Annotated in this window: 23 protein-coding genes; 10 read left to right on the top strand and 13 right to left on the bottom strand. The window is 53.7% G+C overall.

From position 1 onward, the window contains the following. Positions 1-66 precede the first annotated feature (66 nt). From pdeR to crrC, 6 genes are all read right to left on the bottom strand, one after another. Entirely contained in the window at positions 67-2058 is a 1992-nt protein-coding gene (gene pdeR, locus DG357_RS12870; protein ID WP_088205580.1) for a cyclic di-GMP phosphodiesterase, read from the bottom strand. Between the two features lie 320 nt (positions 2059-2378). After that, complete coding sequence (locus DG357_RS12865) at positions 2379-4313, bottom strand: exoribonuclease II (RefSeq protein ID WP_045260657.1); 1935 nt, start codon at positions 4311-4313, stop codon at positions 2379-2381. 88 nt (positions 4314-4401) lie between these two features. Continuing rightward, the gene (locus tag DG357_RS12860; RefSeq protein WP_088205579.1) at positions 4402-5388 is read right to left on the bottom strand and encodes a CMD domain-containing protein; all 987 of its coding nucleotides are present in this window, start codon (positions 5386-5388) and stop codon (positions 4402-4404) included. Between the two features lie 154 nt (positions 5389-5542). Next, positions 5543-6331, bottom strand: coding sequence for an enoyl-ACP reductase FabI (gene fabI, locus DG357_RS12855; protein WP_003856831.1), 789 nt, complete (start codon positions 6329-6331; stop codon positions 5543-5545). Between the two features lie 270 nt (positions 6332-6601). Beyond that, positions 6602-9697 carry a multidrug efflux RND transporter permease subunit gene (locus DG357_RS12850; RefSeq protein WP_088205578.1) on the bottom strand — a complete coding sequence of 1032 codons (3096 nt, stop codon included), beginning with the start codon at positions 9695-9697 and terminating at the stop codon, positions 6602-6604. Between the two features lie 136 nt (positions 9698-9833). Then, the gene (gene crrC / locus DG357_RS12845) at positions 9834-10220 is read right to left on the bottom strand and encodes a colistin resistant protein CrrC (RefSeq protein ID WP_164558233.1); all 387 of its coding nucleotides are present in this window, start codon (positions 10218-10220) and stop codon (positions 9834-9836) included. 271 nt (positions 10221-10491) lie between these two features. Between crrC and DG357_RS12840 the strand changes: the two genes are divergently transcribed. Both DG357_RS12840 and DG357_RS12835 read left to right on the top strand, forming a co-directional pair. Further along, entirely contained in the window at positions 10492-11196 is a 705-nt protein-coding gene (locus tag DG357_RS12840) for a response regulator (protein ID WP_028013388.1), read from the top strand. Continuing rightward, entirely contained in the window at positions 11193-12257 is a 1065-nt protein-coding gene (locus DG357_RS12835; RefSeq protein WP_048959144.1) for an ATP-binding protein, read from the top strand. Before DG357_RS12840 ends, DG357_RS12835 begins: the two co-directional genes overlap by 4 nt. 14 nt (positions 12258-12271) lie before the next feature. Here DG357_RS12835 and DG357_RS12830 read toward each other — a convergent pair whose 3' ends face one another. From DG357_RS12830 to pspF, 7 genes are all read right to left on the bottom strand, one after another. Beyond that, positions 12272-13186, bottom strand: a complete 915-nt coding sequence (locus DG357_RS12830; RefSeq protein WP_063437890.1) for an ATP-grasp fold amidoligase family protein — start codon at positions 13184-13186, stop codon at positions 12272-12274. A 160-nt stretch (positions 13187-13346) separates the two neighbouring features. Then, positions 13347-14153, bottom strand: coding sequence for a putrescine export ABC transporter ATP-binding protein SapF (sapF, locus tag DG357_RS12825; RefSeq protein ID WP_028013385.1), 807 nt, complete (start codon positions 14151-14153; stop codon positions 13347-13349). A 1-nt stretch (position 14154) separates the two neighbouring features. After that, positions 14155-15147, bottom strand: a complete 993-nt coding sequence (gene sapD, locus DG357_RS12820; RefSeq protein WP_028013384.1) for a putrescine export ABC transporter ATP-binding protein SapD — start codon at positions 15145-15147, stop codon at positions 14155-14157. Beyond that, positions 15147-16037 (bottom strand): putrescine export ABC transporter permease SapC, encoded by an 891-nt coding sequence (gene sapC, locus DG357_RS12815; RefSeq protein ID WP_028013383.1) that lies wholly within the window; start codon positions 16035-16037, stop codon positions 15147-15149. Before sapC ends, sapD begins: the two co-directional genes overlap by 1 nt. Beyond that, on the bottom strand, positions 16024-16989 hold the full coding sequence (gene sapB, locus DG357_RS12810; protein ID WP_041909670.1) for a putrescine export ABC transporter permease SapB: 966 nt from the start codon (positions 16987-16989) through the stop codon (positions 16024-16026). Before sapB ends, sapC begins: the two co-directional genes overlap by 14 nt. Continuing rightward, positions 16986-18626 carry an ABC transporter substrate-binding protein SapA gene (gene sapA / locus DG357_RS12805; RefSeq protein ID WP_028013381.1) on the bottom strand — a complete coding sequence of 547 codons (1641 nt, stop codon included), beginning with the start codon at positions 18624-18626 and terminating at the stop codon, positions 16986-16988. Before sapA ends, sapB begins: the two co-directional genes overlap by 4 nt. A gap of 88 nt (positions 18627-18714) precedes the next feature. Beyond that, complete coding sequence (pspF, locus tag DG357_RS12800) at positions 18715-19707, bottom strand: phage shock protein operon transcriptional activator (RefSeq protein WP_162497080.1); 993 nt, start codon at positions 19705-19707, stop codon at positions 18715-18717. Between the two features lie 151 nt (positions 19708-19858). Here pspF and pspA point away from each other — a divergent pair, with 151 nt between their 5' ends. The 8 genes from pspA to DG357_RS12760 all read left to right on the top strand — a co-directional run bounded on the left by pspA (position 19859) and on the right by DG357_RS12760 (position 26322). Further along, a complete protein-coding gene (gene pspA / locus DG357_RS12795) occupies positions 19859-20527 on the top strand; it encodes a phage shock protein PspA (RefSeq protein ID WP_028013379.1) in 669 nt (222 codons plus the stop codon). A 53-nt stretch (positions 20528-20580) separates the two neighbouring features. Further along, on the top strand, positions 20581-20805 hold the full coding sequence (gene pspB, locus DG357_RS12790; RefSeq protein WP_028013378.1) for an envelope stress response membrane protein PspB: 225 nt from the start codon (positions 20581-20583) through the stop codon (positions 20803-20805). Further along, positions 20805-21164 (top strand): envelope stress response membrane protein PspC, encoded by a 360-nt coding sequence (gene pspC / locus DG357_RS12785; RefSeq protein ID WP_028013377.1) that lies wholly within the window; start codon positions 20805-20807, stop codon positions 21162-21164. The genes pspB and pspC overlap by 1 nt, the downstream gene beginning before the upstream one ends. A 12-nt stretch (positions 21165-21176) precedes the next feature. Beyond that, entirely contained in the window at positions 21177-21401 is a 225-nt protein-coding gene (pspD, locus tag DG357_RS12780) for a phage shock protein PspD (protein WP_028013376.1), read from the top strand. Positions 21402-21585: 184 nt separating this feature from the next. Further along, a complete protein-coding gene (locus DG357_RS12775) occupies positions 21586-23283 on the top strand; it encodes a sugar phosphorylase (protein ID WP_047368689.1) in 1698 nt (565 codons plus the stop codon). Positions 23284-23296: 13 nt separating this feature from the next. Then, on the top strand, positions 23297-24589 hold the full coding sequence (locus DG357_RS12770) for an ABC transporter substrate-binding protein (protein ID WP_049001102.1): 1293 nt from the start codon (positions 23297-23299) through the stop codon (positions 24587-24589). Positions 24590-24611: 22 nt separating this feature from the next. Next, on the top strand, positions 24612-25493 hold the full coding sequence (locus DG357_RS12765) for a carbohydrate ABC transporter permease (RefSeq protein WP_028013373.1): 882 nt from the start codon (positions 24612-24614) through the stop codon (positions 25491-25493). Further along, positions 25480-26322 (top strand): carbohydrate ABC transporter permease, encoded by an 843-nt coding sequence (locus DG357_RS12760; RefSeq protein WP_049001105.1) that lies wholly within the window; start codon positions 25480-25482, stop codon positions 26320-26322. Before DG357_RS12765 ends, DG357_RS12760 begins: the two co-directional genes overlap by 14 nt. Positions 26323-26349: the final 27 nt, after the last annotated feature.

The following is a 26349-nucleotide window of genomic DNA, read 5'->3' as shown; positions in this document are numbered from 1 at the left end:
TTCAAAAGAGAAGGGAAAAAACGCCATAACGAAATTACCTATACGAAAGTGAACCTCTGTATGACGTTAACGTTGTTGTCGCGCTTGATATCGTTTTAGCCAGCGCTCGAATGCGGCAGCGGGCATCGGCTTAGCGAAAAGAAAACCCTGCCGTTCGTTGACGCCATTCTTGGTCAGAAAGGCATCTTCTTTTGCGTTCTCTACCCCTTCGGCAATTACCTGCAGGTTTAACGCCTGCGCCACTGCGACAATGGCGCGTACCAGAGACTGGGAGACAGAGTGCTTATGAATATCTCTGACAAAAGCCTGATCGAGTTTAATGGCATCAATAGGAAAACGCGCCAGCTGGGAAAGGGAGGAGTAGCCGGTACCGAAATCGTCCAGATGAATTTGTGCCCCGAGCCGACTGAATTGCTGGATCACCGAGAGCGCCAGCTCTTCGTTTTCGATAAGACAGCTTTCGGTTAACTCAACGTCGATAGGGCAGTACTCAAAATGCAGATCCTTAAGCGCCTGCTTTAGCTCGCTGAAAATCGTCTGGTCGGCCAACTGACGTGCAGAGACGTTCACGGCCACGCGCAGGTTAATTCCCTTGTCACGCCATTTTGCCACCTGGCGAACCACATCAAGCATCACCCAGCGACCCAGCGGCACAATCAAACCGGACTCCTCGGCATAAGAGATAAATTCCAGAGGGGGGATCAGCCCGCGCTCGGGCGACTGCCAGCGGACCAGCGCTTCAAGGCTTCTGACTTCGCCGCGCCAGGTCATTTTCGGCTGGTAGTGGATCAGGAGCTGATCGTTATCCAGCGCTTTACGCAGGTTGGTGTCCAGCCACAGGTACTCAAACACGCGCTGGTTCATCTCGGGTGAGAAGACGCAGAATTTGCCACGGCCATTCTCCTTGGCGGTGTACATGGCGATGTCGGCATTGCGAATCACGCTTTCCCGATCGTTCCCGTGCTGCGGCGCGAGGGCGATCCCCAAGGAGCAACCGGTGTAAACCTCAATGAGACCGATTCTGAACGGCTGGCGCAGGCGGGTCAGAATACGCGACGCCATCGCTTCCAGCGAGCCCTGAGAGGTATTGGTGGCCATAACGATAAACTCATCGCCGCCGAGCCGCGCTAAAACCTGCCCCTCATCCAGACAACTCAGAAGGGCAAGTGCAACCGCCTGCAGGAGCTGATCGCCGAACATATGCCCGTAGGCATCGTTAACCTTTTTGAAGTTATCGAGGTCGAGGTACACCACGCCAACCTGCGTGTCGCCGCGGCTATTGATGGCGCCTGAAATCAGCTCATGGATCGCATTGCGGTTGGGCAGGCCGGTGATGGTATCGGTATTGGCCAGCACGCGCAGGCGCTCCTGTGCCCGTCGTTCTTCGGTAATGTCGGTCCCGGAGCAGATAAGGAAAATTTCATTTTTACCGCTGCCGCTGTGAACGAATTTATTTCTGAACAGAAACAAGCGTTGCCCTTTTCGCGTTTTAATCCAGCGTTCGACTTCGTAGGAGCTGCCGTTGCGAAAGAAACCCGCAATGTTGCGCTTCGAGGCTGCCGCTTCGCTGCGGCTCATGAACAGTTCAAACACGTTTTGACCAATGACTTCATGTTCTTTCAGACCGGTATACTCTTCGCTCAGGCGGTTAAAGCGCTGGATATTGCCGTTTTGATCGAGAATGACAATGACGGAATTCGCTTCAGAAACTACCTGTTCCGCAAAGGAGAGTCCCTGAGCCAGATCGCGTGCCACGGAGGGCGTATCGTTCCAGGCGGAAGCCGTTCCGGCCCACTCGTTTCGGGTGATTTTGCGTCCGACAAGATGGACGGGAACTTGCTCGCCGTAAAGAGAGAGGTTCAGGGAAATGCTGGTGGTCATTACCGTTAGCTGACGGATCTGTGCGGCCTGTTCATCATCCAGTACGATCTCCTGAGTCACGTCAGCATTTTCGCTGGCGGCAAGGTGCAGAGCGTTGCTGTCAGCCGACAATCGCCACCACGGGCTGTGAGTACCCATGTAACGAAACAGCAAATTTTGCTCAAGTTCGTCGATCATGATTTCTCCCGCCGCGACGCATTAGCGAACAAATTATTCATTAGTCGTCGACTTTTCCGTTGAAAATAGCGGCAAAGCCGCAGTGAAGGTATTGTTTTTCGCAGCTTTTTTATAATAAAACGCATCAGACAGATAAAAATGCTGAGCGTATGAAATCCACGTGCCCGAACAGGGCAGCACTCTTTAACTGTAGATAATTATGGCTATTTTGGGCGGGCTGGGGCGGAAAAAGTAAGAAAAATGATGCTTTTGCGAGGGGAAAGACAGGGAGAAAATTGTCGGCCTTTCTGAACGGAAATGACCGACAATTGAGCAGGTTATCAGGCGACAGGGCGCGCAATAATACTGCGGGTTTCCATGCGAACTTCAGCGATAGTTACATCAATCACGTCAGTGACTTTGTAAACCGTCTCGCCTTTAATTTGCACGGTGCCGCTTTCCTGACTGCAGACCAGTTCGTCTCGAACGGCGTGCAGGAACGGGGCAGGGATAAAGGCGACCGCACCGTTATCCACCAGACGTACGCGCATTCCCCCGCGGCTGATATCAATAATTTCTGCCGCGAAGCGGGTATCGGTACCGGCTTTATCCTGCAGGAAGCGCGCGTATAGCCAGTCTCCAACGTCACGTTCCGCCATGCGGTTCAGACGGCGACGCTCGGCCATCTGTAGGGTCGTGTCGTCCTGAGGACGGGCAATGGTTTCGCCCTTAATAATCGCTTTCAGCAGGCGGTGGTTAACCATATCGCCATACTTACGGATCGGGGAGGTCCAGGTGGCGTAGGCTTCCAGACCGAGGCCAAAGTGCGGGCCTGGCTCGGTGCTGATTTCCGCGAAGGACTGGAAGCGGCGAATACGGCTATCCAGGAAACCGGACGGCTGAGCGTCCAGCTCGCGGCGAAGCTTGCAGAAGCCCGGCAGTGTCAGCACTTCTTCCGGATCAACATGCACATCGTGATTCTTCAGCAGGGCCGCGAGCGCTTCGGTATTGGCCGGATCGAATCCGGTATGAACGTTGTAAATACCGAAGCCCAGCCTGTCGCGCAGCACGCGCGCGGCACAGATGTTGGCGGAAATCATCGCTTCTTCGACGATGCGGTTAGCAATGCGCCGCGGCTCAGCCACGATATCCAGCACTTCGCCTTTTTCACCGAGAACAAAACGATAATCCGGACGATCCTTGAAGACCAGGGCGTGAGTCTTACGCCACTCGCCGCGGTTCAGGCAGATGCGGTGCAGCAGACGAATCTGTGCTGCGATAGCATCGGATTCAGGTTTCCAGCTGCCGGTGTTTTCCAGCCAGTCGGAGACATTGTCATAGGCCAGCTTGGCTTTGGATTCGATGGTGGCGGCAAAGAATTCGATATCGTCTTCAATCGTGCCATCTGCGGCAATGGTCATGCGGCAGGCGAGAACCGGGCGCACCTCATTTGGGCGCAGCGAGCAGAGGTCGTCAGACAGTTCGCGCGGCAGCATCGGGATGTTAAAGCCCGGCAGGTAGTTGGTGAACGCGCGGATTTTCGCCGTTTCGTCCAGCTTGCTGCCTTCCACAATCCAGGCGGTTGGATCGGCAATGGCGACGGTCAAATGCAGTTTGCCATCGGCGCTCTCTTCAGCGTAGAGCGCATCGTCCATATCTTCTGTGCTGGCGCTGTCGATGGTGACAAACTCCAGCGCGGTAAGATCGCGGCGCGCCAGGCCTTCGTCCTGCATCTCAGTTGCCACGCCGTTCGGCGCTTCTTTTTCAAGATTATGGCGCGCCAGCGTGACCCACCACGGGACGAAATGGTCGTCGCCAAAGGTGATGAACTGGGTCAGTTCAGCATAGAAACCGCGGTCGCCTTTCAGAGGATGACGGCGCATTTCTGCCACGGCCCAGTCACCTTCTTTAAAATCATGCTCAACGCCGCGGGCGGCGCGGCAGGGAATGGCATCTTTCAGCAGGGGGTGATCCGGCACGACAGAAAGACGATCGTCCTTTCTCTGCACTTTGCCCACAAAGCGGGTCAGGAACGGCTCGATCAGTTCTTCCGGCTCGGCGGATTCACGTTCCTTCTCGGTATGAATGACGGCCATGACGCGATCGCCATGCATCACTTTCTTCATCTGCGGTGGCGGAATGAAGTAGCTTTTCTGCGCGTCAACTTCAAGGAAGCCAAAGCCCTTTTCCGTGGCTTTCACGACCCCTTCTGCACGCGGCGTCTGGGAATGCAGTTGCTGTTTAAGCTGCGCTAGCAGCGGGTTGTCCTGAAACATAATGTTCTATTTTCGTAGCCATTGAGCGGCTGACAGTTTTACGCGATTCTCACTGCTACAGCAAGCGCTCTTTGGGGAAAGAGTGTGGTTATTCCGCTTTGCCGGACGCGACTTTAAGTCGATTGAGCCAGCCCTCCAGCGCGTATTGGCTGAGCAGGTTGATCGCCTGAACGGCAGTAAGTCCTTCTTCCGTGAGCGGGGTAAATTGTGCCGCGCTGAAGCGGTCCGGCGAGCGTGTCAGCAATTCGGCCGCTGCCGAAAGCGCCGGAGGAGGCAGCGAAACCGTTTCCCGGCTGTTTATCAGGATCTCCCCCATCAGATCGAGCAAGGTCGGTTCATGGCACAGGACCGGCGTCAGCGCGTCAAGCGTGGGCTCTGCCTGCCAGCGGGAGAGGGACTCAAGCTGATGCGCACTGGCATAGCGAAGCTCGACCACGGGCAGAAGCGAGATCCACGCGTCGGAGGACGTTGGCAGGGTGTGCGGCTGAATATGATGGCCCGGCAGCCAGCGGACGGGATGGCCGAGCAGCGCCTGAAAGACGGCGATCACGCGCGCCTGAAAACCGATAAAGCCGATTATCTGGTTAATCACCACAACGTCATAGATAGACAGACCTACCTCATCAAGCTGGTTTCGCGCCTTATCATCAATGACGTCAGGCGAACTGGCGAGCTGGCGAGCGTACTGCGTGATTTGCGCCAGCCGTCGGTTACTTTCGCGGGAGGAGTCAGGGCCCGGCAGCGGGGCGAGGAGGGCGGCGTAGTGGTTGCACAGCCGCTGAACGCCGCAGGCCTGCGCCACCGTCAGCGCGGTACTTAACCGATCGTAGGCGCTAAGCGTTCGCAGGCGGTTTACGGGAAGTGAGAGCGGGAATAGCTGGTGACATAAGGATCTGGCAGGAGCGAGCCAGCCGGTACAGGCGGCGACAATCTCATCTGGCAGGGCTAAATCGAGCAAAAAACGATCGTCGACGTTAGCGGCTTCGGGCACCAGGGGCAGCACATCCGGCTGCGCGTGGTTAGACTGGGTTTCGTGATACCAGTGGCCTTTGCCGGAAAAACGGCGTTGTTCCATGGGCGTTCCTTGATCTCAAAATGGCGATCAATATCCTGGCGTAAGGCAGATAAAGGGAAAAATATTGTTAGGTGATAACAAATAGCAGAACGGAATAACGAAGGGGAGTGCGGAGGGGGAAAGCTCTCTTCCCGTGCGGGAAGAGAGCCACAGCTTATTTAATTTCCAGCTCGTTCATTGCAGCGATGTTGAAGCCGCCGTCAACGTGAACCACTTCGCCGGAGATACCTGCGGAAAGGTCAGAGCACAGGAATGCAGCAGAGTTACCCACATCTTCAATGGTAACGGTACGACGAATCGGGGTAACCGCTTCGCAGTGTGCCAGCATTTTACGGAAATCTTTGATGCCGGACGCCGCCAGGGTGCGGATAGGGCCAGCAGAGATGGCGTTAACGCGCACGCCTTCTGGACCCATTGCGTTCGCCATGTAGCGGACGTTGGCTTCCAGAGAGGCTTTCGCCAGGCCCATAACGTTGTAGTTAGGGATAGCACGCTCTGCGCCCAGGTAGGACAGGGTCAGCAGCGCTGCGCCCGGGTTCAGCATTGCGCGGCAAGATTTCGCCATTGCAACGAAGCTGTAGGAGCTGATGTCGTGCGCGATTTTAAAGCCATCACGGGTTACCGCGTTCACGTAGTCGCCGTCCAGCTGGTCGCCAGGAGCGAAGCCGATGGAGTGAACGAAACCGTCGAATTTCGGCCATGCTTTTGCCAGTTCAGCAAACATGCCGTCGATGCTTTCGTCTTGTGCAACGTCACATTCCAGAACAATGCTGGAACCCAGCTGCGCGGCAAACTCTTCAACACGGCCTTTCAGCTTGTCGTTCTGGTAGGTGAACGCCAGCTCAGCGCCTTCGCGATGCATTGCCTGTGCGATGCCGTATGCGATGGACAGTTTGCTGGCAACGCCAGTCACCAGAATGCGCTTACCGGAAAGAAAACCCATAGCTTTAATCCTTATATTCATTGCTTATTTTGCCTTGTAATTCATAGCGTTACAGGCAGTATTTCAAAATCATTCGAAATTAGCTCGAAATTATAGCCCACTCACGGCCCCTTGTGTCACGATATTTCTCGTCGATCTCCGAAGAGGAATGCCCCAAAAGGTGAGGCGCGGGCTGGCGGGGGCTCAAAATTTCAGCATTCGTCCAGTATATCACCCGGCAGCAGCTTCGCCTCATCCAACCAGCAAGGTTCCGCGATCCGTCAGCGGTATTCACACTTTCCTGGCGTTTTCAACGAAACGCGCAACGACAATAAAGAATACCGGGACGAAAAAGATCGCGAGAAGCGTGCCGCTGATCATGCCGCCAAACACCCCGGTGCCGATAGCGTGCTGCGTGCTGTCACTCGCGCCACGCGCCAGCATCAGTGGCACCACGCCTAACGTAAAGGCTAACGATGTCATCAGAATAGGGCGCAGACGCTGGCTTGCGGCCTGTATTGTTGCCGCCAGCAGGGGTTGTCCTTCCCGGTGGAGCTGCCTTGCAAACTCGACAATCAGAATGGCGTTCTTGGCGGAAAGGCCTATCAGGGTGATAAGACCGACCTTAAAGAAAACATCATTCGTCATGCCCGCAACGGAGACGGCAACCACCGCACCGATAAGCCCCAGGGGAACGACCAGCATGACCGCAAAGGGAATTGACCAGCTCTCATACAGGGCGGCGAGCACCATGAACACGACCAGTATCGACAGAACGATCAGACCCGGGAGCTGAGATTCGGATTTTCTCTCCTGCAATGAGCTCCCGGCCCACTCGCCGGCCATCCCCTGCGGTAAATCCCGTGACAACATCTCCATGGCTTTCATTGCAGTGCCGCTGGATTTGCCCGGGGCCGCACTGCCGGTAATGCGGATAGCAGAATATCCCTGATAACGCGTCAACTGCTGCGGCGCAACGTTCCAGGAAAGCGTCGCAAACGTAGATACTGGCACCATCTGCCCTATACGGTTTTTTACCGATAATTTCAGGATCTGCTCAGGCTGCATGCGGTAAGGGGCGTCGGCCTGAATAATGACCTGCTGAACGCGGCCCTTGTTCGTGTAGTCATTAACGTAGTTCGACCCCATGGTGACCGAGAGCGTCTGGTTGATTTCATCAAATGAAACGCCCAGCGCTTCCGCTTTTTCCCGGTCAATTTGAAGGGCCAGGCTTGTTCCTTCCGGCAGACCGTCTATATACACGTCACTCAGTTCAGGACGTTGATTAGCTTTCATAACCAGCGCATCGGCCGCTCTCTTTAACGCCTCGTAGCCCAGTCCCGCCCTGTCCTGCACGTACCAGGTGAAGCCCGAGGAGGTGCCCATATCCGAAATGGCCGGCGGGAGAAGGCTCATCGTGACGGCATCAGAGACGTTAGCCATGCTGGCCTGTATATGGTCGGCTTCATTCTGTGCGGTCGTACCCTGCCGATCTTTCCAGTCCTTCAGCGTGGTGAAGGCCATGGCCGAATTCGGTCCCGAGCCTGAAAACCCAAATCCCAGAATCATAATGTTGCTTTCAATATCCGGCCGGGCCGCAATTTCCTCTTCAAATTTTTTAACCACTCTCAGGGTGCGCTGCATTGTGGCATCGGAAGGCAGCTGAATTGAGGACATAAAATAGCCCTGATCTTCATCCGGAAGAAAGGACGAGGGCAGCGAAGAAAGCCCCAAACATAGCGCAGCACATAGCGCAACGTACAACAGCAGCATCCGCCCGGTACGTCTCAGCACCGCGCCCAGCCCGGATTCGTACCACGTCGTGAGGGTACGAAAGCGGGCGTTAAACCCTGCTGCGAACCTGCCACCAACGTGCTTTGCTGCGCTGTGAGGCTTAAGTAGCGTCGCGCATAGCGCGGGGGTAAGCGTGAGGGCAAGAAATGCCGACAACAGTATGGAGACCGCCATGGAAATACAAAATTGTCGATAAATAATCCCGACGGATCCTTCGGCGAAACCCATGGGAATAAAGACGGCGGTAAGCACCAGCGTGATCCCGATAATTGCCGGCGTGATTTCTTTCATGGCCTCCCGGGTCGCATCGCGCGGAGAGAGTTGTTTTTCTTCCATCAGGCGCTCGACGTTCTCCACGACCACAATAGCGTCATCTACGATAATCCCTATCGCCAGAACCATGCCGAACATGGTCAGAATATTGATGGAGTATCCACTCAATAGCATCACCGTGAAGGTGCCAAGCAGTGCGACGGGGGCAACAATCGCCGGGATAAGCGTACAGCGTATCTTATGCAGAAACAGCAGCATTACGAGGAAGACCAGAACCATCGCTTCCACAAATGTCTGCACCACCTTCATGATGGAGAGCTTCACAAAAGGCGCGGTATCGAAGGGAACCGTAAACGTCATTCCTTCCGGCAACACCTGAGAAAGTTCGTCGATGCGTGCGCGTACGCCTGCAGCCGTGCTCATCGCATTGGCGCCAGGCGATAGCTGGACTGCCGCAGCCGTTGCGGGAACGCCATTTTCGCGGATACCGAAAGCGTAGCTTTGCAGGCCGGACTCAATGCGCGCGACGTCGGACAGCTTCAGCCTTGCGCCGGACGCCTCTGATTTCAGAGTAATATTCCTGAAAGCTTCTACGGAAGTGAGTTGCCCCTTCACGGTGATCGGATACGTTACGCCTTGCCCTTCAGATGCTGGTTCATCTCCCGTTTTGCCGGGCGAAACCAGGGCATTTTGCTGGCCAACGGCGGTAAGCACATCGCTCACCGAAAGTCCGTAGCTATGCAGCTTCATCGGGTCCAGCCAGATGCGCAGCGCTTTTTCGCCACCAAACAGCTGAATTTTCCCTACTCCAGGTACGCGGCGAAGCTCGTCGCTTACATGCCGGGCAAAGTAATCGCTTAAATCGGCTTCCTCAAATTTACCGGTTGCGGACTTGAGCCCCACCATCATCAAAAAACCGGAATTGGCCGCCTCGACGTTGATGCCATTTTGCCTGACCGCCTGTGGCAAACGCGGCTCCACAATTTTAATCTGGTTCTGAAGGTCCATCTGCGCCAGCTTGATGTCCGTGCCGGGCTTAAACGTCACGGTAATAGACGCAGAACCGGTTGTGTCACTGGATGATTCGAAGTAAAGCAAATTATCGACGCCAGATATTTCGCGCTCAAGTAACGACACCACCGACGTATTCATAATATCGGGGCTGGCACCCGGGTAGGTGACAGAAATAATAATCCCAGGCGGTGCCACCGCCGGATACTGCGCAACCGGCAGCCGGGGGATAGACAATACACCCGCCAGGACGATAAAAAGCGCCACGACCCAGGCGAAAATGGGACGTTCAATAAAGAAATGAGGCATTAATTTAACTTCCAGATACGTGACTATTTCAGTGAGTTATTTTGTTCAAGATGGTGTGATGGAGAGTCTACAACTCGCCTGTTTAGCGGACATGGGCGGTTTATGGAGAGAGTGTGGAGCGAAACAACGCGGTTGTTTAAATCATTCTCACGATGAGGTACAACGGTGAACCGCCAAAAAAGAGAATTAAATAACACTCATAGTAAAACACCAAATCGTTGAAATCTGGCGTAACGTTCAGCAGCACAGTGAACGTAATAATGAGATAAACAAAAATCACCATTAGCCAGAAGGCGATGAGAAGTAATTCAGTGAACGCGCCTGCTTTGTTTTGTATTACCAGAGAGACAACCGACAAGGCAATGCAGCCATAGATCATGGGGGAAGAGAGTAGCGTTGCGGCGACTTTCTCATCCATTATATGCATCAATACTAGCCAGGTATAAAGTAATCCCCACGATAGCAGCAGGAAGAGAGAAAATATGCCGATTTTTTTAGGAGAGAAGTATTTCGAAAGTTCCATGCTCATTATCTCAGCCAAATTCAGAAAGCCTTTAAGCGACAGGGGTATTTACCACGTTAAACGAAAGACGGTTTAACTCCGAATAACTATTGTGGACTGACATTGTCGAGTCTTTATTGACTGAATGTGTAGGCTGTATGGAGAAATTGCCGGGAACTTAAATTAATCCAGGAAATTTTCGCGGCCACGGCACTTTTTCCCGGAGCCTGTGTCTTATTGTGCTAAAGATATCTGATAGCGTGCTCAAAGGGATTTTACCTGCGGAGATAAAATGAACAAAAATACTCTAATCCTTGTTGTTGAAGATGAAAACGAAATTGCCGATATACTGATGAGTTACTTAGAGCGTTCTGGGATGAAAACGCTGAGAGCCCGGCAGGGCGAACAGGCGATAGCGCTTAATCGGCTCCATAAACCCGATCTTATCTTGCTGGATATCCATCTGCCCGTATGCGATGGCTGGAGCGTACTCACGACGCTCCGTCAGGAAAGTTCTGTGCCCGTCATTATGGTGTCCGCACTCGATCAGGACGTGGATAAGCTGATGGGGCTTAGGCTTGGCGCGGATGATTACGTCATCAAACCTTTCAACCCTTCCGAAGTGGTCGCGCGGGTTGAAGCCGTGCTGCGCAGAACCAGACCCGCTCTTCAGCAGGCGGGTGCCGTGCCTCTCAGGACGCCTTTTATTACGGTCTACCCGGACGATTTCTACGTTGAGGTCACCGTGGGCGAAGAGGTAGTCTCCCCAGTATTAACGACGACGGAATTTAAACTTCTTACTTACCTGGTGAGATACCCGCGAAAGGTCTGTTCCCGGGAAGAGTTACTTAACGCGTGTCTGCCGGAAGGCGATACGCTCGACAGAACGGTAGACAGCCATATGAGCAAGCTGCGTAAAAAGCTGGAGCTTGCAGGCCTTTATGGCGTTCCTGAGAGCATCAGGGGGATGGGCTATCGACTCGGGGAGAAAAAATGAACAGAGATTCTGTCCTGAGTCGGCAGATCTTAACGTATATGCTGCTGCTGACGTTTATGATCATTGCAATTGCGGTACTGGGCTCATGGTTTTTTTACTCTTTTATTCTCGATCACCTCCCCGGCGGTGCCGTTGAGGGCGATGACGAGCAAATGACGATGTGGGACTGGGTGTGGATCGGGACCGCGACAACAATCAGTCTGATAATCGCGATATTTTTAACGATAAAACTTTCTTCACGAATACTCACCCCGTTAAACGCGGTAGCGTCCAGCCTGAGAAAAATTTCTCAGGGCCAGCTGGATGCCCGTGCTTATTGCGCCAGCTCCCGTCTGGGAGAGGTCAATCATCTGGTCACGGATTTCAATGAAATGGCGGAAAAACTCCAGACGCTGGATATTCAGAGGAAATCCTGGAACGCCGCCATTGCCCATGAGCTGAGAACCCCGGTCACGATTTTACGCGGGCGGCTTCAGGGGCTGGTTGACGGCGTTTTTGAGCCGGATCCGCTGCTTTTTAATAATCTTCTCAAGCAGACTGAGGGGTTAACCCGTTTGATTGAAGATCTTCGGGTGATCAGCTCTGACGGCGGGGCGGGTTATACGCTGTATAAATCCAGAACGGACCTCAAAGGCACAATCCAGGATGCGCTTGATACTTTCATGCCCGAGTTCAAGCACAATCAGTTTGTAATTAAAACAGAGTTGAGGGAACAGCGATGCGTGTTCGATCCGTTGCGCATTAATCAGTGTCTGGCCGTTCTGTTTGACAACGCATTACATTATTCAACTTCGCGGAAACTCATCGTAAAAAATGGCGTCTCTGATAAAGGCAATTATATCCTTATTGAGGATGGCGGGCCGGGCATCCCCAGGGAATTTCATGATTTCTTATTTCAACCCTTCCAGCGGGATAATGGTGCCAGAGATGTGAATCCTGAAGGATGTGGTTTAGGCTTATCGGTGGTAAAAGCCATCATGCTGGCTCATGGTGGCGATGTAACGTATACCTTATCGAAGCAAAACCACTCCCTATTCAAACTGACCTGGCCCGATGCCTGAGCCCTGGCGGCAGGTCAGCCTGGCCTGCCTGCCGATAGCGGCAACTGCCATATATCGCCTAACTTTGTATCCCATTCCAGAGGGGTAATTCGCAGTTTGCCCCGTTTTGGGCTTAAGGTTATTTCACTGAAGTAAATTTCATCGCTTTTCAACATGAGGTCAACGCGGCAGTAGTCAAGGCCCTTCGCCAGCTCCTGAGCGGCCAGCAGAGCCTCACGGTACAATTTCGGCTCGCCGGGCGCAACCGGCGTATTAGGATATTCCATCTGGAAGGGCTGTAAATTCCAGTGTCGGTCGTAAACGTTGATAAACTCTCTGCCGCGGTCATCTGAAAAATCGGCCTCAACATAGTGTGCGACGCCGTGAAAACAGTGAATTCTCAGCATTTCCGGCGTGCTGTTCCTGTCCGCATTATTGAAAAGATCGACATAGGGCTCACACAGTATAACGGGTGTAATATTTTTGTACTGCCACTCGCGCGTGGTGTAATACAAATTCTTCTTTAATGCGAGAGTGAGCTTTTTTCGGGCCTGCCGGTAATTGAACTGGTCTTTGTTTGTACAGATTATTGTGCTTCCACTGTCATGATTGCACTTAAGGACGAATTGATCGGGCAGTGTTGAAAAATCGATATGCGAAAACCTGCGGTATACACCAATCAAAGGCACCGCTTTTACTCGCGTTGTTCTGGACGCAACGTATTCGCGGACGGCGAGTTTATCGGCAAGCATTGTGTAGAGATTATTATGGTCATAGACCAGGCGATGACATATTTTTTCACTCAACGTAGTGGGTGATTTAATGTCAGGGGTTATGCCTGATGTCTTTTTGAGTTTTGCAGTATGAAAATTGAGGTCCGTCATGAAATATGAACGGCATTTTCTGATGAGATACTCCGTATATTTTAGAACATATGTGGTGGTGTTCATTTCTTCTCCTCCGTAATGTCCCGGTATTCTGGAGAAGAACTATTGATGGATATTGCTTAAAATATGGAGCAGGGATGGAGATAAAAATAAAAGGATTAAATAGCGCACGCAGGCTATTTAATCCTTATTTGAGCGGAGCAATCCGTGTTTACCGCCGCGCTTAACGGTCTTTTCTCCACGCATCGGCGGTCAATGCTTCACCGAAATGCCCGGCAATCAGCCTTTTCGTCAGCTCATGAAGCGGGGAGGCCATTACATCCGCCGTGCTGCCGCGCTCGACGACTTCCCCCTGGTGCATGACCATTACCTGATCGCTGATGTGCTTCATCATCCCCAGATGCTGGGTGACGTAGATGTAGGAGATACCCTGCTTTTCCTGTAATTCGAGCATCAGGTTGATCAGCTGCGAACGCATCGACATATCCAGCGAGGCAAGCGCTTCGTCTGCAACGATCACTTTCGGGCGCAGAATCAACGCGCGGGCCAGACCCAGACGCTGTTTCTGACCGGGAGCCAGCATATGCGGGTAGTAGCTTTCGTGATCCGGTAACAGCCCAACCATACGCAGCGTTTCGAAGATACGCTTGCGGCGCGCCTCTGGCTCCAGTTCGGTATTCAGACGCAGAGGGAAATCAAGGATCTGCGAAATGCGCTGGCGTGGATTAAGCGAGGTAGACGGATCCTGGAAGATCATGCGGATGCGCTGGCTGCGAAAAGAGTAATCGCCAAACTGCAGAGGATGATCGTCAATCAACACTTCTCCAGCAGTGGGCTCGACCATGCCGGCAAGCATTTTCGCCAGCGTAGATTTGCCGGAGCCGTTTTCGCCGATGATCGCCAGCGTCTGTTTTTCACGCAGGGTAAAACTCAGCGGCTTAACCGCTTCGACAGTCTGACGATGAAACAGCCCCGTGCGATAGCGAAAGGTCTTACTCAGATTGCGGACTTCCAGCAAGGTTTCGACCATTTCACTCTCTCTCCATGTTCAGCGGGAAATGACAGGCGTAAAGATGATTTTTGGCGCCGGTCAGGCGCGGCGTTTCGATACATTTACGCTGAGCATACGGACAACGCGGCCCCAGACGACAGCCTATCGGCAACGATTCCAGCAGCGGAATCGCTCCGGGCAGGGTATTCAGACGGCTCTTGTGCGGCATGGCGCTGCCAAAATCAGGAATGGCGCGGATAAGCGCCTGCGTATATGGATGGTGCGGCGCGGCGATCAGCTCCTCACTCGGGGCAGTTTCGACCGTTTGCCCGCAGTACATCACGTCAATTTTATCCGCCCATTTGCTGAGCATTTGCAGGTCATGGCTGATCAGCAAAATGGTGGTGTTATTGTTCTGGTTCAGGCGAGACAGCAGGCGGAAAATTTGTGCCTGGGTGGTCGGCTCCATCGCGTTGGTGGGTTCATCTGCAATCAGCAAACGCGGCTGATTAGCCAGGGCGATGGCAATCATCACCTTCTGGCATTCACCGTCGGTCAGCTCATACGGGAAGCTGCGCATCGCGTCTTTATGGTCTTTGATCCCGACGCGGTGTAATAGCTCAATGGCGCGGCGCTTGCGCCAGCCGAAACGCTGCCACCAGCGGCCTTTATAGGTCCAGCCGGGAATGTTCTGCATCAGCTGTTTGCCTACGCGCTCGGACGGATCGAGGCAGGACTGTGGCTCCTGGAAAATCATCGAGACGTTATGGCCGACCAGCTTGCGACGCTCGCGCGGGGAGAGGCGCAGCAGGTCTATATCGTCGAACCGCATGCGGTCGGCGGTCACGCGCCAGTTGTCTTTCGCCACGCCGCAGATAGCTTTGGCGATCAGGCTTTTTCCCGAACCAGATTCACCCACCAGCCCGCGAATCTCGCCCTCGGCGAGAGTAATGCTGATGCGATCGACGGCTTTAACCCAGCCTTCACCGGTTTTGAATTCAATGGTGAGGTTGCGAATATCAAGAAGCGGCATTATTGCACCCCCGCGTTAATTGCACGGCGAATACCATCGCCCAGCAGGTTGATCAGCAACACGCTTACCATAATCGCCGCCCCCGGCAGCATAACCGTCCACGGCGCCACGTAGATCAATTCCAGCGCGTCACCGAGCATCGCACCCCATTCAGGGGACGGCAGCTGCGCGCCGAGGTCGAGGAACCCGAGCGCAGCGATGTCCAGAATCGCCATCGACAGCGCGCGGGTGATCTCGGTGACCAGCCCGGCGGCGATGTTTGGCAGAACGGCAAACCACAGAATATTGAAGGTCGTCGCGCCGTCCAGACGGGCCGCAACGACATACTCTTTTTCCAGCTCGTCATGCACCATGCTGTAAACCGAGCGCACGATGCGGGGGAGGATAGCCAGCCAGACGGCGAACATGGCATGCGACAGATGCGGACCGGCAAAGGCAACCACAATGATTGCCAGCAGCAGAGACGGAATCGACAGCAGCGTGTCCAGAATGTGGTTCAGCACCGCCGAGCGCAGGCCATGCGTGGAGCCCGCGAAAATACCGAGCGCAAGTCCACAGAGCGTCGCCGCGAGCGTCACGACAAACGCGCCGCCCACCGTCGGGGCTGCCCCGCTTAACAGACGGCTCAATACGTCGCGTCCGAGATCGTCAGTGCCGAGGAAGAATGAGACTTCGCCGTAGCGTGACCAGGAAGGCGGTAGCAGCTGATAGCCAAGGAACTGCTGATCGATGCCATAAGGCGCAAACCACGAACCAAAGAGGCAAAGCAATACCAGACCGGCGCAGCCATAAAGGCCGATCATTGCCGTGGTGTCACCATAGAACTTTCGCCACACGGTACGCAGCGCACCGGGCGTGCGCTTTTCACTGTAAACGTTATCGTAAGGCATACCATTCCTTATGCTTCAATGGGTTAGCCATCGCACCCAAAATATCGGACAACACGTTAACAATAATGACCAGCGAACCAATCACCATCACACCCGCTGAGATAGCAGCATAATCCTGCTGACGGATGGCGTTAATCAGCCAACGTCCCAGCCCGGGCCAGCTAAAGACCATCTCGGTGATCATGGCCAGCGTAAGCATGGTGGAAAACTGCAGCCCCAGGCGCGGAATTACCGGCGGCAGAGCGTTGTGCAGGACGTTGCGGCGCAATATGGTCAGGCGCGACAATCCGCGCGTGGCGGCAGCTTTGACATAGTTCTGCTCAAACACCTCGATGGTGCTCAGGCGCATCAGGCGGATCACCTCGGTTGTCGGCGCAACCGCCAGCGTCAGCACCGGCAGTACCATATGACGCAGGGCGCTGACGATCATCTCATGGCGCCAGACGGAATCGGACAGCCAGGCGTCAATGATGGCAAAACCCGTTACCGTTTTAACCGTATAGAGCAGGTCAAAACGGCCAGAGACCGGTAGCCAACCCATCGTCAGCGAGAAGAACAGCGTCAGCAGCAGCGCCAGCCAGAATACCGGGATAGAGAAGCCGAGCAGGGCAAGGGCGCTGATAAACTTATCCTGCCATTTGTTGCGGTAGATCCCGGCCAGCATGCCCACGGGAATACCTACCATCAGGGCAAAGCCGAAGGCCAGAATGCACAGCTCCATCGTGGCCGGGAACACCTCCTTCAACTGCTCGGAGATAAGCTGCCCGTTGATGCTCGACACGCCGAAATCCCAGTGCAGCAGACCGTTAAACCAGAACAGCCAGGCATCCCACAGCGATGAGCCCTGTAGCGGGGCATGCGGCGTAAAATAGCTCAGGCTGAAGCCGACAAAGTTCAGGAAAAAGAGCGTCACCAGCAGTAAAAGGAGCCGACGCAAGGTAAAAATAATCATGGTTTTTTCACCTCTTGTTCTTTTTCACGCGATACGCCGGCGAACGAGGCGTTGCCGAACGGGCTCAGCACCAGGCCTTTAATATCATAGCGGTAGGCCTGAAGGCGCAGGGAAGAGGCCAGCGGAAGCACCGGCAGTTCCTGAGCGAGTATCTTTTGCGCTTCATCGTAAGCGTCAATGCGCGAGGCCAGCTGTTGGGAAGAGAGCGCTTTTTGCAGCACGGCGTCGAACTCCCGGTTACACCAGTGGGCGTAGTTGGTCTGCGAATTTATCGCAGCACAGCTCAGCAGGGGCCGGAAGAAGCTGTCCGGATCGTTACTGTCGGTAGCCCAGCCTGTCAGGGTGAGGTCGTGATTCATATCCATCAGGCGCGCCTCCTGGAAACGGCCCTCAACCGGTACGATGATCACCTTTACACCCACTTGCGCCATATCCGCCTGCAGCAGTTCAGCGGTTTTCAGCGGGCTCGGGTTCCACGCCTGGGAGCTGGTGGGCACCCAAAGCTGGAGCGTCAGGTTTTCCGCGCCCAGCGCTTTCAGTTGTTCACGCGCTTTTGCCGGATTGTATTCCGTAATTTTAGCCTCACCGTCGTAGGCCCACGAGGCGCGCGGTAAAATTGAGGCGGCGGTTTCCGCCGTGCCGTAGTAGATCGACTGCATCAGACGCTGGTTGTTGATCGCCAGCGCCAGAGCGTGACGTACGGCAGGGTTGTTCAGCGGCGGCTTATCGGTGTTAAAGGCCAGATAAGCGATGTTCATCCCCGGGCGTAACGTCAGACGCAGACGCGGATCGTCGCGCAAAATGGTGAGCTGGCTGGCAGCGGGCCAGGCGAGCACGTCGCATTCCCCGGTGAGCAGTTTCGAGAGCCGTCCCGTTCCGCCAGACCCGAGATCGACCACCACCTGCGGCATCAGCGGCGTACCACGCCAGAAATGTTCGTGGCGTTGCAGGCGAATATATTGCCCCGCGCGGTATTCGGCCAGCTGGAATGGACCGGTACCGACCGGCTGGCGGTCGAGCAGCTCCTGACGATCTTTTTTCGTCAGCTTCGCCGCGTATTCGGCGGACATAACGGACGCATAGTGGGTCGCCAGGTGCCAGAGGAAGGAGGCATCCGGGCGCGTCAGCGTAAATTCAACCGTCCGGCTATCCAGCTTGCGCACGCTTTTAACGGTGTCGGCAAACTGCAGGCTGTCGAAATAGGGGAAATTATCCCCGTTAACGTTATGCCACGGGTGGTTACGGTTAAAGATACGCTGGAAGGTGAAGACCACGTCATCCGCGTTCAGCTTGCGCGTAGGGGTAAACCACGGCGTACGCTGAAACGCGACATCATCGCGCAGGCGAAAACGGTAGGTTGCACCGTTATCCAGGACTTCCCAGCTTTCCGCAAGTTCAGGCACCAGGCGATAGGTGTACGGGTCGACATCAAGCAGACGGTCGTAAAGCTGCGCGGCGAGCGTATCCACAATCAGCCCGCTGCCCGCTTTTTGCGGGTTGAAGGTGTCCACCTGGCCACTTACGCAATAGACGAAGCCGCTGTCACGAATGTCAGGCTGCGTAGACTGCCCGGGCGCAGCAAACGCCAGGCCGCTGAACAGACCGAGTGCAAAAAAGGACGATAAAACCAGACGCATAATTTTTAAGGTTTTTAGGTTCGATCTGCAAAGTGTATCGCACTTACGCCTGCTTCGTAAAAATGTCTGCGGGTAAGTGCCGATATTGTCAGCGCATTTGATGCTTTTTAAGCAATGCCCGTAACTGATGGTAGGTCAGGCCCAGGAGTTCGGCCGCGCGTTTCTGGTTATATTTCGCCGCCTTCAGGCTTTGCTCCAGCAGCTGTTGCTCCTGCTCGTGCTGGAACTGACGCAAATCAAGGGGCAGCGCGGGAGTATCGCCTGACGATGACGGGGAGGAAACCGGCGGCGCATTGCGCTGAAAAGGATCGATAATGATATTGTCCAGCTCCGTCTCGCTGCTGCCGTGGCGGTAAACAGAACGCTCCACAACGTTCTTCAGTTCGCGGATATTTCCCGGCCAGCGGTAGGCCAGAAGCGTCTCCCGCGCATGATCGCTGAAGCCGGGGAAAAGAGGGAGACCGAGCTCGCGGCACATCTGAATCGCAAATTGTTGAGCAAGCAGCATGATGTCGCTTCTCCTGTCGCGCAGGGGCGGAAGCTGAACGACGTCAAAGGCCAGGCGGTCAAGCAGATCGGCACGGAATTTCTCCTCCGCGACCATCTCCGGCAGATTGGCGTTGGTGGCGCAGACCAGGCGCACGTTAACCTGCAGCGGCTGGCTGCCGCCGACGCGCTCCAGTTCACCATACTCAATCACGCGTAGCAGCTTTTCCTGCACCAGCATCGGCGCGGTGGCGAGTTCATCAAGGAACAGGGTGCCGCCGTCGGCGCGCTCAAAACGTCCCGGATGGCGCTTCTGAGCGCCGGTAAACGCGCCCGCCTCGTGGCCGAACAGCTCGGTATCGAGCAGGTTTTCATTCAGCGCCGCACAGTTTAGAGAAATGAAGGGGCCGTCCCAGCGTCCGGATAAATAGTGCAGACGGTTAGCAATCAGTTCCTTACCCGTGCCGCGCTCGCCGATAATCAGCACCGGTTTGTTGAGCGGCGCAAGGCGAGAGACCTGTTCCAGCACCTCAAGAAAGCTGTTGGCTTCGCCGAGTAAGTTATCTTTGTATTGAGCCATGATGAAATTAACCACTCCTTAGCGATATTCACCAGGTCAGCATAGTTCTGTGGTGAATAAAAATCAATCACACCGTGTAAAATCAATAAGATAAAAAACTGGCACGGGAATTGTATTATCAGTACAGCAGGGCATAGCCCGATAACAGAACTATGAGGATTTGATTATGGGTATTTTTTCTCGTTTTGCCGACATCGTGAACGCCAACATCAACTCACTGCTGGAGAAAGCAGAAGATCCGCAGAAGCTGGTGCGCCTGATGATTCAGGAGATGGAAGACACGCTGGTTGAAGTGCGTTCTACCTCCGCCCGTGCGCTGGCTGAGAAAAAACAGTTAACGCGCCGTATTGAGCAGGCCACCGCTCAGCTCAATGAATGGCAGGAAAAGGCGGAACTCGCCCTGCGCAAAGATAAAGAAGATCTTGCTCGCGCAGCGTTAATTGAAAAGCAGAAGCTGGCGGACATGATCGCTACGCTTGAGCATGAAGTCACGCTGGTGGAAGACACGCTCACCCGCATGAAAAAAGAGATTGGTGAGCTCGAAAATAAACTGAGCGAAACCCGCGCGCGTCAGCAGGCGCTGACCCTGCGTCATCAGGCGGCAAGCTCTTCCCGCGACGTGCGTCGTCAGTTGGACAGCGGCAAGCTGGATGAGGCCATGGCGCGTTTTGAGTCATTCGAGCGTCGTATCGACCAGATGGAAGCGGAAGCAGAGAGCCACGGCATCGGTAAGCAAAAGTCGCTGGATCAACAGTTTGCCGATCTGAAAGCGGACGATGAAATCAGCGAGCAGCTGGCGGCATTGAAAGCCAAAATGAAGCAAGATAACCAATAATAATGTTGCGGCACCTGAGCGTGCCGCTAAGCATCCGACGACAAGGAGTACACATGAGCGCGCTTTTTCTGGCCATTCCCCTGACGATTTTCGTGCTGTTTGTTTTGCCGATTTGGCTATGGCTGCACTACAGCAACCGTTCTTCAGGGAACGATTTATCCCAGAGTGAACAACAACGTCTTGCGCAGCTTACCGACCAGGCTAACAAGATGCGCGATCGCATTCAGGCGCTGGAAGCAATCCTGGATGCAGAACATCCTAACTGGAGGGACCGTTAATGTCAGGACTGAATCTGAACAAAAAATTGTGGCGAATTCCACAGCAGGGCATGGTGCGCGGCGTTTGCGCCGGGCTGGCCCATTATCTCGACGTTCCGGTAAAGCTGGTTCGTGTGGTCACGGTGCTGTCGATATTTTTCGGCCTGGCGTTTATCACTTTCGTGGCCTACATCGTGCTGTCGTTTGTACTTGACCCGATGCCGGAAGGCGAACTGGCTGCGGAAGGCGCGCCTACCAGTAATGATCTTCTCAATGCGGTTGACGATCGGCTGGCTGAAGGGGAGAAGCGGTTACGTGAAATGGAACGCTATGTCACATCCGATACCTTTACGCTGAGAAGTCGTTTTCGTCAGCTTTAAGAGAGAATATACATGAAGAAAAACTGGCAACAGGCCGGTCAGAAGGTAAAACCCGGCCTGAAAATCGCAGGTAAACTGGTTCTGATGACGGCGTTACGTTACGGCCCGGCAGGTGTGGCGGGCTGGGCGATCAAATCTGTTGCCCGCAAGCCGGTCAGAATGTTGCTGGCCGTGGCGCTTGAACCTCTGTTGCAAAAAGCGGCAAAGCGGCTGTCACGCCGTTACTTATCCCGATAATTCACGCTCGCGTTAGCCCTTTCTCTCCCCGGAAGGGCTAACGACATTTCATCCCTTTCCCTCACTTTCTTTGCGGCAGCTCACATTACTGCACAGAGCTGCTTTGTAATTGCGTTTTTCAGCCTCCCGGTTCGTTGACAGATATTTTTCAGGGGAGTAGATTGCCCCTCGTGGGACCGCTACCATGGAAAATAATGTGAACGCAAAAATTAAAAAACTTATCAATCATATTTACGGTGAATCATTTTCTGAAGCACATTTTAAAGTGTTATTAACAAAGCTTGAACAAGCTGCTGTTGATATTACAGAAAAGCGTAAATCAGGCTGGGATGAAAAAGACGTTGTTCTGATCACCTACGCCGATCAGTTCTCCGCGAAAGGGGAGAAAGCGTTGCCGGTATTTACCCGCTTTTATAATGAGTGGCTTGCTCGCACGTTTTCCCATGTCCACCTTTTACCTTTTTATCCGTGGTCCTCTGATGACGGATTTTCCGTTATTGATTACCACAACGTTGCGCCTGAAACCGGGACCTGGCAAGACGTTGCTGATTTAAAACAGTCTGCCAGCTTAATGTTTGATTTCGTCTGCAACCATATGTCAGCAAAAAGTGAATGGTTTGCTAATTATCTTGCGCAGAAACCTGGCTACGAAGATTTCTTTATTGCTGTCGATCCAGAAACTGATTTATCTGCGGTGACGCGTCCTCGCGCATTACCGTTGCTGACGCCGTTTACGCTGCATGATGGCAGCGTGCGTCATCTTTGGACCACCTTCAGCGATGACCAGATCGATCTTAACTTCGCCTCGCCTCAGGTGCTGATTGCAATGGTTGACGTGCTGCTCCATTACCTGGCGGAAGGGGCGCGTTATATCCGTCTGGACGCCGTCGGATTTATGTGGAAGATCCCTGGAACAAGCTGTATCCATCTGGAACAGACTCACTGCCTTATCCAGCTTTTCCGTGCTATTACCGAGGCCGTGGCGCCGGGTACCGTGATCATTACTGAGACGAACGTTCCGCATAAGGACAATATCTCTTATTTCGGTGACGGTGAAAATGAAGCTCAGATGGTCTACCAGTTCTCCTTGCCGCCGCTGGTGCTGCATGCAGTGCACCGTCAGGATGTTAACGCTCTCTGTCAGTGGGCGGGATCGCTGGCGCTGCCTTCAACAAAAACGACCTGGTTCAATTTCCTGGCGTCTCATGACGGTATCGGTCTGAACCCACTGCGCGGCATTCTGCCGGAATCAGAAATCCTCGCACTGGTTGAGAAACTTCAGCAGGAAGGGGCGCTGGTCAACTGGAAAAATAATCCTGACGGTACGCGCAGTCCTTACGAAATTAATGTGACCTATCTTGACGCGTTAAGCGCGCAAAACAGTTCAGATGATGAACGCATTGCGCGCTTTATTCTGGCGCATGCGGTGCTGTTAAGTTTCCCAGGTGTACCTGCCGTGTATATTCAAAGTATTCTTGGCTCCCGTAACGATTATGAAGGGGTCGAGCGCCTCGGCTATAACCGCGCGATAAACCGCAAGAAATATACCGCAGGTCAGGTTGATCTCGAACTTAATAATAAAAATAGCATTCGTCATAAAATTTATTCCCGTTTAAGCGAGTTTATTGCGATTCGTCGTGGGGAAAGTGCGTTTCACCCTGATGCCCAGGCATTTTTTGAATCACTGGATGAACAAATTCTTAAAATTGTTCGCGTGGCTGATAACGGTGAGAGAATTACAGCCCTGTTTAATTTTAGTAATAACGTTCATACCGTTTATGGGGACACGCTTACTGGTATGGAATTACTATCAGGACAAGCTGTTAGCGGTAAAGAGCTGACCCTCAATCCATGGCAGGTTATGTGGATTAAAGAAAACTAAAAAGGACCCTAAAATGAAAATGCCCAAAATTGTGCTGTTATCAGCACTGGTTTCGTGCGCCCTGTTATCAGGCTGTAAAGATGATAAAGCGTCTGCTGTGACCATTGAGTTCATGCACTCGTCAGTAGAGCAGGAGCGCCAGGCGGTTATTACGAAACTGATCGAAAAATTCGAGAAAGAAAACCCCGGCATTACGGTGAAGCAGGTGCCGGTGGAAGAAGATGCCTACAACACCAAAGTGATTACGCTCGCCAGAACGGGCGCGCTGCCTGAAGTGATTGAAGTCAGCCATGATTACGCGAAAGTCATGGATAAGGAACAACTGCTGGATCGCAAGGCTATCGGTGAAGCCATTGAAGCGGTAGGCGAAAAGACCTTCTATGACGGGATCCTGCGCGTTGTGCGTACTGAAGACGGCACAGCCTGGACAGGGGTGCCGATGAGCGCCTGGCTGTCCGGCGTCTGGTATCACAAAGATGTGCTTGCCGCTGCGGGTATTCAGGAACCGCATAACTGGGAACAGCTGCTGAAAGCCAGCCAGAAGCTTAACGACCCGGCCAACAAACATTACGGTATTGCGCTGCCCACCGCGGAAAGCGTCATGACCGAGCAGGCGTTCTCCCAGTTTGCGCTTTCCGGCGGCGCGAACGTTTTTGATGCCAACGGAAACGTTGAAATTGACACCCCTGAAATGGCGAAAGCACTGGTGTTCTATAAAGCGCTGGCCGCGACCACCATGCCGGGCTCGAACGACGTCATGGAGATCAAAGATGCCTTCATGAACGGTTCTGCACCGATGGCCGTCTATTCCACCTACATCCTGCCAGCGGTATTCCAGGATGGTAACCCTGCCAACCTTGGCTTCGTTGTCCCGACAGAAAAGTCCTCTGCCGTTTATGGCATGGTCACCTCGTTGACGATCACCAGCGGACAAACCGAAGAAGAAACGCAAGCGGCTGAAAAGTTTGTGACGTGGATGGAGCAGGCTCAAAACGCAACCGACTGGGTCATGATGTCGCCGGGCGCGGCGCTGCCGGTGAACACGCTGGTCGTAGGAACGGATACCTGGAAAAACAACGAGGTGATTAAAGCGTTTGGGCAACTGCCTTATGAACTGATCGCCCAATTCCCGAACGTACAGGTGTTTGGTGCTGTCGGCGACAAAAACTTCACGCGCATGGGCGATGTGACAGGGTCCGGCATTATCAGCTCCATGGTGCATAACGTCACCGTGGGTAAACAAGATCTCAGCGCAACGCTTAGCAAGAGCCAGACGCGACTGACTGACCTGATTTCACAACGATAGGAGCGCTCTGCGGAAGGAAATTATGAAGACGTTGTTTTCTGGTCGTTCAGATATGCCTTTCGCCATGCTGCTGTTGGCCCCCAGCCTGATTTTGCTGGGGGGCCTGGTGGCCTGGCCAATGATTTCCAATATTGAAATCAGTTTCTTACGCCTGCCGCTTAACCCGCGTATTGATGCGGTGTTTGTTGGCCTGGATAACTATATCCGTATTCTGGGGGATGCTGCGTTCTGGCACTCGTTGTGGATGACGTTCTGGTATACGGCGCTGGTCGTGCTCGGCAGCACCGGGCTGGGGCTTGCTGTCGCCATCTTCTTTAACCGTGAGTTTCGTCTCCGGAAGACGGCGCGTTCGCTGGTGATTTTATCCTACGTGACGCCCTCTATTTCCCTGGTATTTGCCTGGAAATACATGTTCAACAACGGCTACGGCATTGTGAACTATCTGGGCGTCGATCTGCTGCATCTGTATGACCAGGCGCCGCTCTGGTTCGACAACCCTGGCAGCAGCTTCGTGCTGGTGGTGCTATTCGCCATCTGGCGCTACTTCCCGTATGCCTTTATCTCATTCCTGGCGATTTTGCAGACCATTGATAAATCGCTGTATGAAGCGGCAGAGATGGACGGAGCCAACGCCTGGCAGCGTTTCCGTATCGTCACGTTGCCCGCCATCATGCCTGTACTGGCAACGGTGGTGACGCTACGAACCATCTGGATGTTCTACATGTTTGCGGATGTTTATCTGCTGACCACGAAGGTCGATATTCTGGGCGTGTATCTCTATAAAACTGCCTTTGCATTCAACGATCTGGGCAAAGCAGCCGCCATTTCTGTTGTGCTGTTTGTGATCATCTTCGCCGTCATTCTGCTGACCAGAAAAAGGGTAAACCTCAATGGCAACAAATAAACGCATACTGGGCCGTATTGGTTTCTATCTGGGGCTGACGGTATTTCTGATTATCACGCTGTTCCCGTTCTTCGTGATGCTGATGACGTCATTCAAGAGCGCGAAAGAGGCCATATCGCTGAATCCGACTATTCTGCCGCAGGCGTGGACGCTTCAGCATTACGTTGACATCTTTAACCCGCTAATTTTCCCGTTCGTGGATTATTTCCGCAACAGCATGGTGGTGTCGCTGACGTCATCGGTAATTGCGGTGTTTCTCGGCACGCTGGGCGCTTACGCCTTGTCCAAGCTGCGTTTTAAAGGACGTGCGACGATCAACGCGAGCTTCTACACCGTCTATATGTTCTCCGGGATTTTGCTGGTGGTGCCGCTGTTCAAAATCATCACCGCGCTCGGCATTTACGACACTGAACTGGCGCTGATCATCACCATGGTGACCCAGACGTTGCCTACGGCGGTATTCATGCTGCGCAGCTATTTCGACACCATTCCGGACGAAATAGAAGAGGCCGCGATGATGGATGGTCTGAACCGCCTGCAAATCATCTTCCGCATTACCGTGCCGCTGGCCATTTCCGGTCTCGTGTCGGTGTTTGTTTACTGCTTCATGGTGGCATGGAACGACTACCTGTTTGCCTCCATTTTCCTGTCCAGCGCCAGCAACTTTACCCTGCCGGTCGGGCTGAACACGCTCTTTAGTACGCCAGATTATATCTGGGGTCGCATGATGGCGGCATCGCTGGTGACGGCGCTTCCGGTGGTCATCATGTACGCACTCTCTGAACGTTTTATTAAAAGTGGTTTGACCGCCGGTGGCGTCAAGGGCTAAGGCGGCCAATTTTTTATCAGGAGCAAG

It is taken from the genome of Enterobacter bugandensis, from assembly GCF_900324475.1.
GTDB classification, from domain to species: Bacteria; Pseudomonadota; Gammaproteobacteria; order Enterobacterales; family Enterobacteriaceae; genus Enterobacter; species Enterobacter bugandensis.
This window is presented reverse-complemented; position numbering and strand designations above follow the sequence as displayed.

Bases quoted from the DNA above. Each gene is read 5' to 3' on its own strand.
- pdeR (WP_088205580.1), bottom strand. From the start codon at position 2,058: ATGATCGACGAACTTGAGCAAAATTTGCTGTTTCGTTACATGGGTACT.
- DG357_RS12865 (WP_045260657.1), bottom strand. From the start codon at position 4,313: ATGTTTCAGGACAACCCGCTGCTAGCGCAGCTTAAACAGCAACTGCAT.
- DG357_RS12860 (WP_088205579.1), bottom strand. From the start codon at position 5,388: ATGGAACAACGCCGTTTTTCCGGCAAAGGCCACTGGTATCACGAAACC.
- fabI (WP_003856831.1), bottom strand. From the start codon at position 6,331: ATGGGTTTTCTTTCCGGTAAGCGCATTCTGGTGACTGGCGTTGCCAGC.
- DG357_RS12850 (WP_088205578.1), bottom strand. From the start codon at position 9,697: ATGCCTCATTTCTTTATTGAACGTCCCATTTTCGCCTGGGTCGTGGCG.
- crrC (WP_164558233.1), bottom strand. From the start codon at position 10,220: ATGGAACTTTCGAAATACTTCTCTCCTAAAAAAATCGGCATATTTTCT.
- DG357_RS12840 (WP_028013388.1), top strand. From the start codon at position 10,492: ATGAACAAAAATACTCTAATCCTTGTTGTTGAAGATGAAAACGAAATT.
- DG357_RS12835 (WP_048959144.1), top strand. From the start codon at position 11,193: ATGAACAGAGATTCTGTCCTGAGTCGGCAGATCTTAACGTATATGCTG.
- DG357_RS12830 (WP_063437890.1), bottom strand. From the start codon at position 13,186: ATGAACACCACCACATATGTTCTAAAATATACGGAGTATCTCATCAGA.
- sapF (WP_028013385.1), bottom strand. From the start codon at position 14,153: ATGGTCGAAACCTTGCTGGAAGTCCGCAATCTGAGTAAGACCTTTCGC.
- sapD (WP_028013384.1), bottom strand. From the start codon at position 15,147: ATGCCGCTTCTTGATATTCGCAACCTCACCATTGAATTCAAAACCGGT.
- sapC (WP_028013383.1), bottom strand. From the start codon at position 16,037: ATGCCTTACGATAACGTTTACAGTGAAAAGCGCACGCCCGGTGCGCTG.
- sapB (WP_041909670.1), bottom strand. From the start codon at position 16,989: ATGATTATTTTTACCTTGCGTCGGCTCCTTTTACTGCTGGTGACGCTC.
- sapA (WP_028013381.1), bottom strand. From the start codon at position 18,626: ATGCGTCTGGTTTTATCGTCCTTTTTTGCACTCGGTCTGTTCAGCGGC.
- pspA (WP_028013379.1), top strand. From the start codon at position 19,859: ATGGGTATTTTTTCTCGTTTTGCCGACATCGTGAACGCCAACATCAAC.
- pspB (WP_028013378.1), top strand. From the start codon at position 20,581: ATGAGCGCGCTTTTTCTGGCCATTCCCCTGACGATTTTCGTGCTGTTT.
- pspC (WP_028013377.1), top strand. From the start codon at position 20,805: ATGTCAGGACTGAATCTGAACAAAAAATTGTGGCGAATTCCACAGCAG.
- pspD (WP_028013376.1), top strand. From the start codon at position 21,177: ATGAAGAAAAACTGGCAACAGGCCGGTCAGAAGGTAAAACCCGGCCTG.
- DG357_RS12775 (WP_047368689.1), top strand. From the start codon at position 21,586: ATGGAAAATAATGTGAACGCAAAAATTAAAAAACTTATCAATCATATT.
- DG357_RS12770 (WP_049001102.1), top strand. From the start codon at position 23,297: ATGAAAATGCCCAAAATTGTGCTGTTATCAGCACTGGTTTCGTGCGCC.
- DG357_RS12765 (WP_028013373.1), top strand. From the start codon at position 24,612: ATGAAGACGTTGTTTTCTGGTCGTTCAGATATGCCTTTCGCCATGCTG.
- DG357_RS12760 (WP_049001105.1), top strand. From the start codon at position 25,480: ATGGCAACAAATAAACGCATACTGGGCCGTATTGGTTTCTATCTGGGG.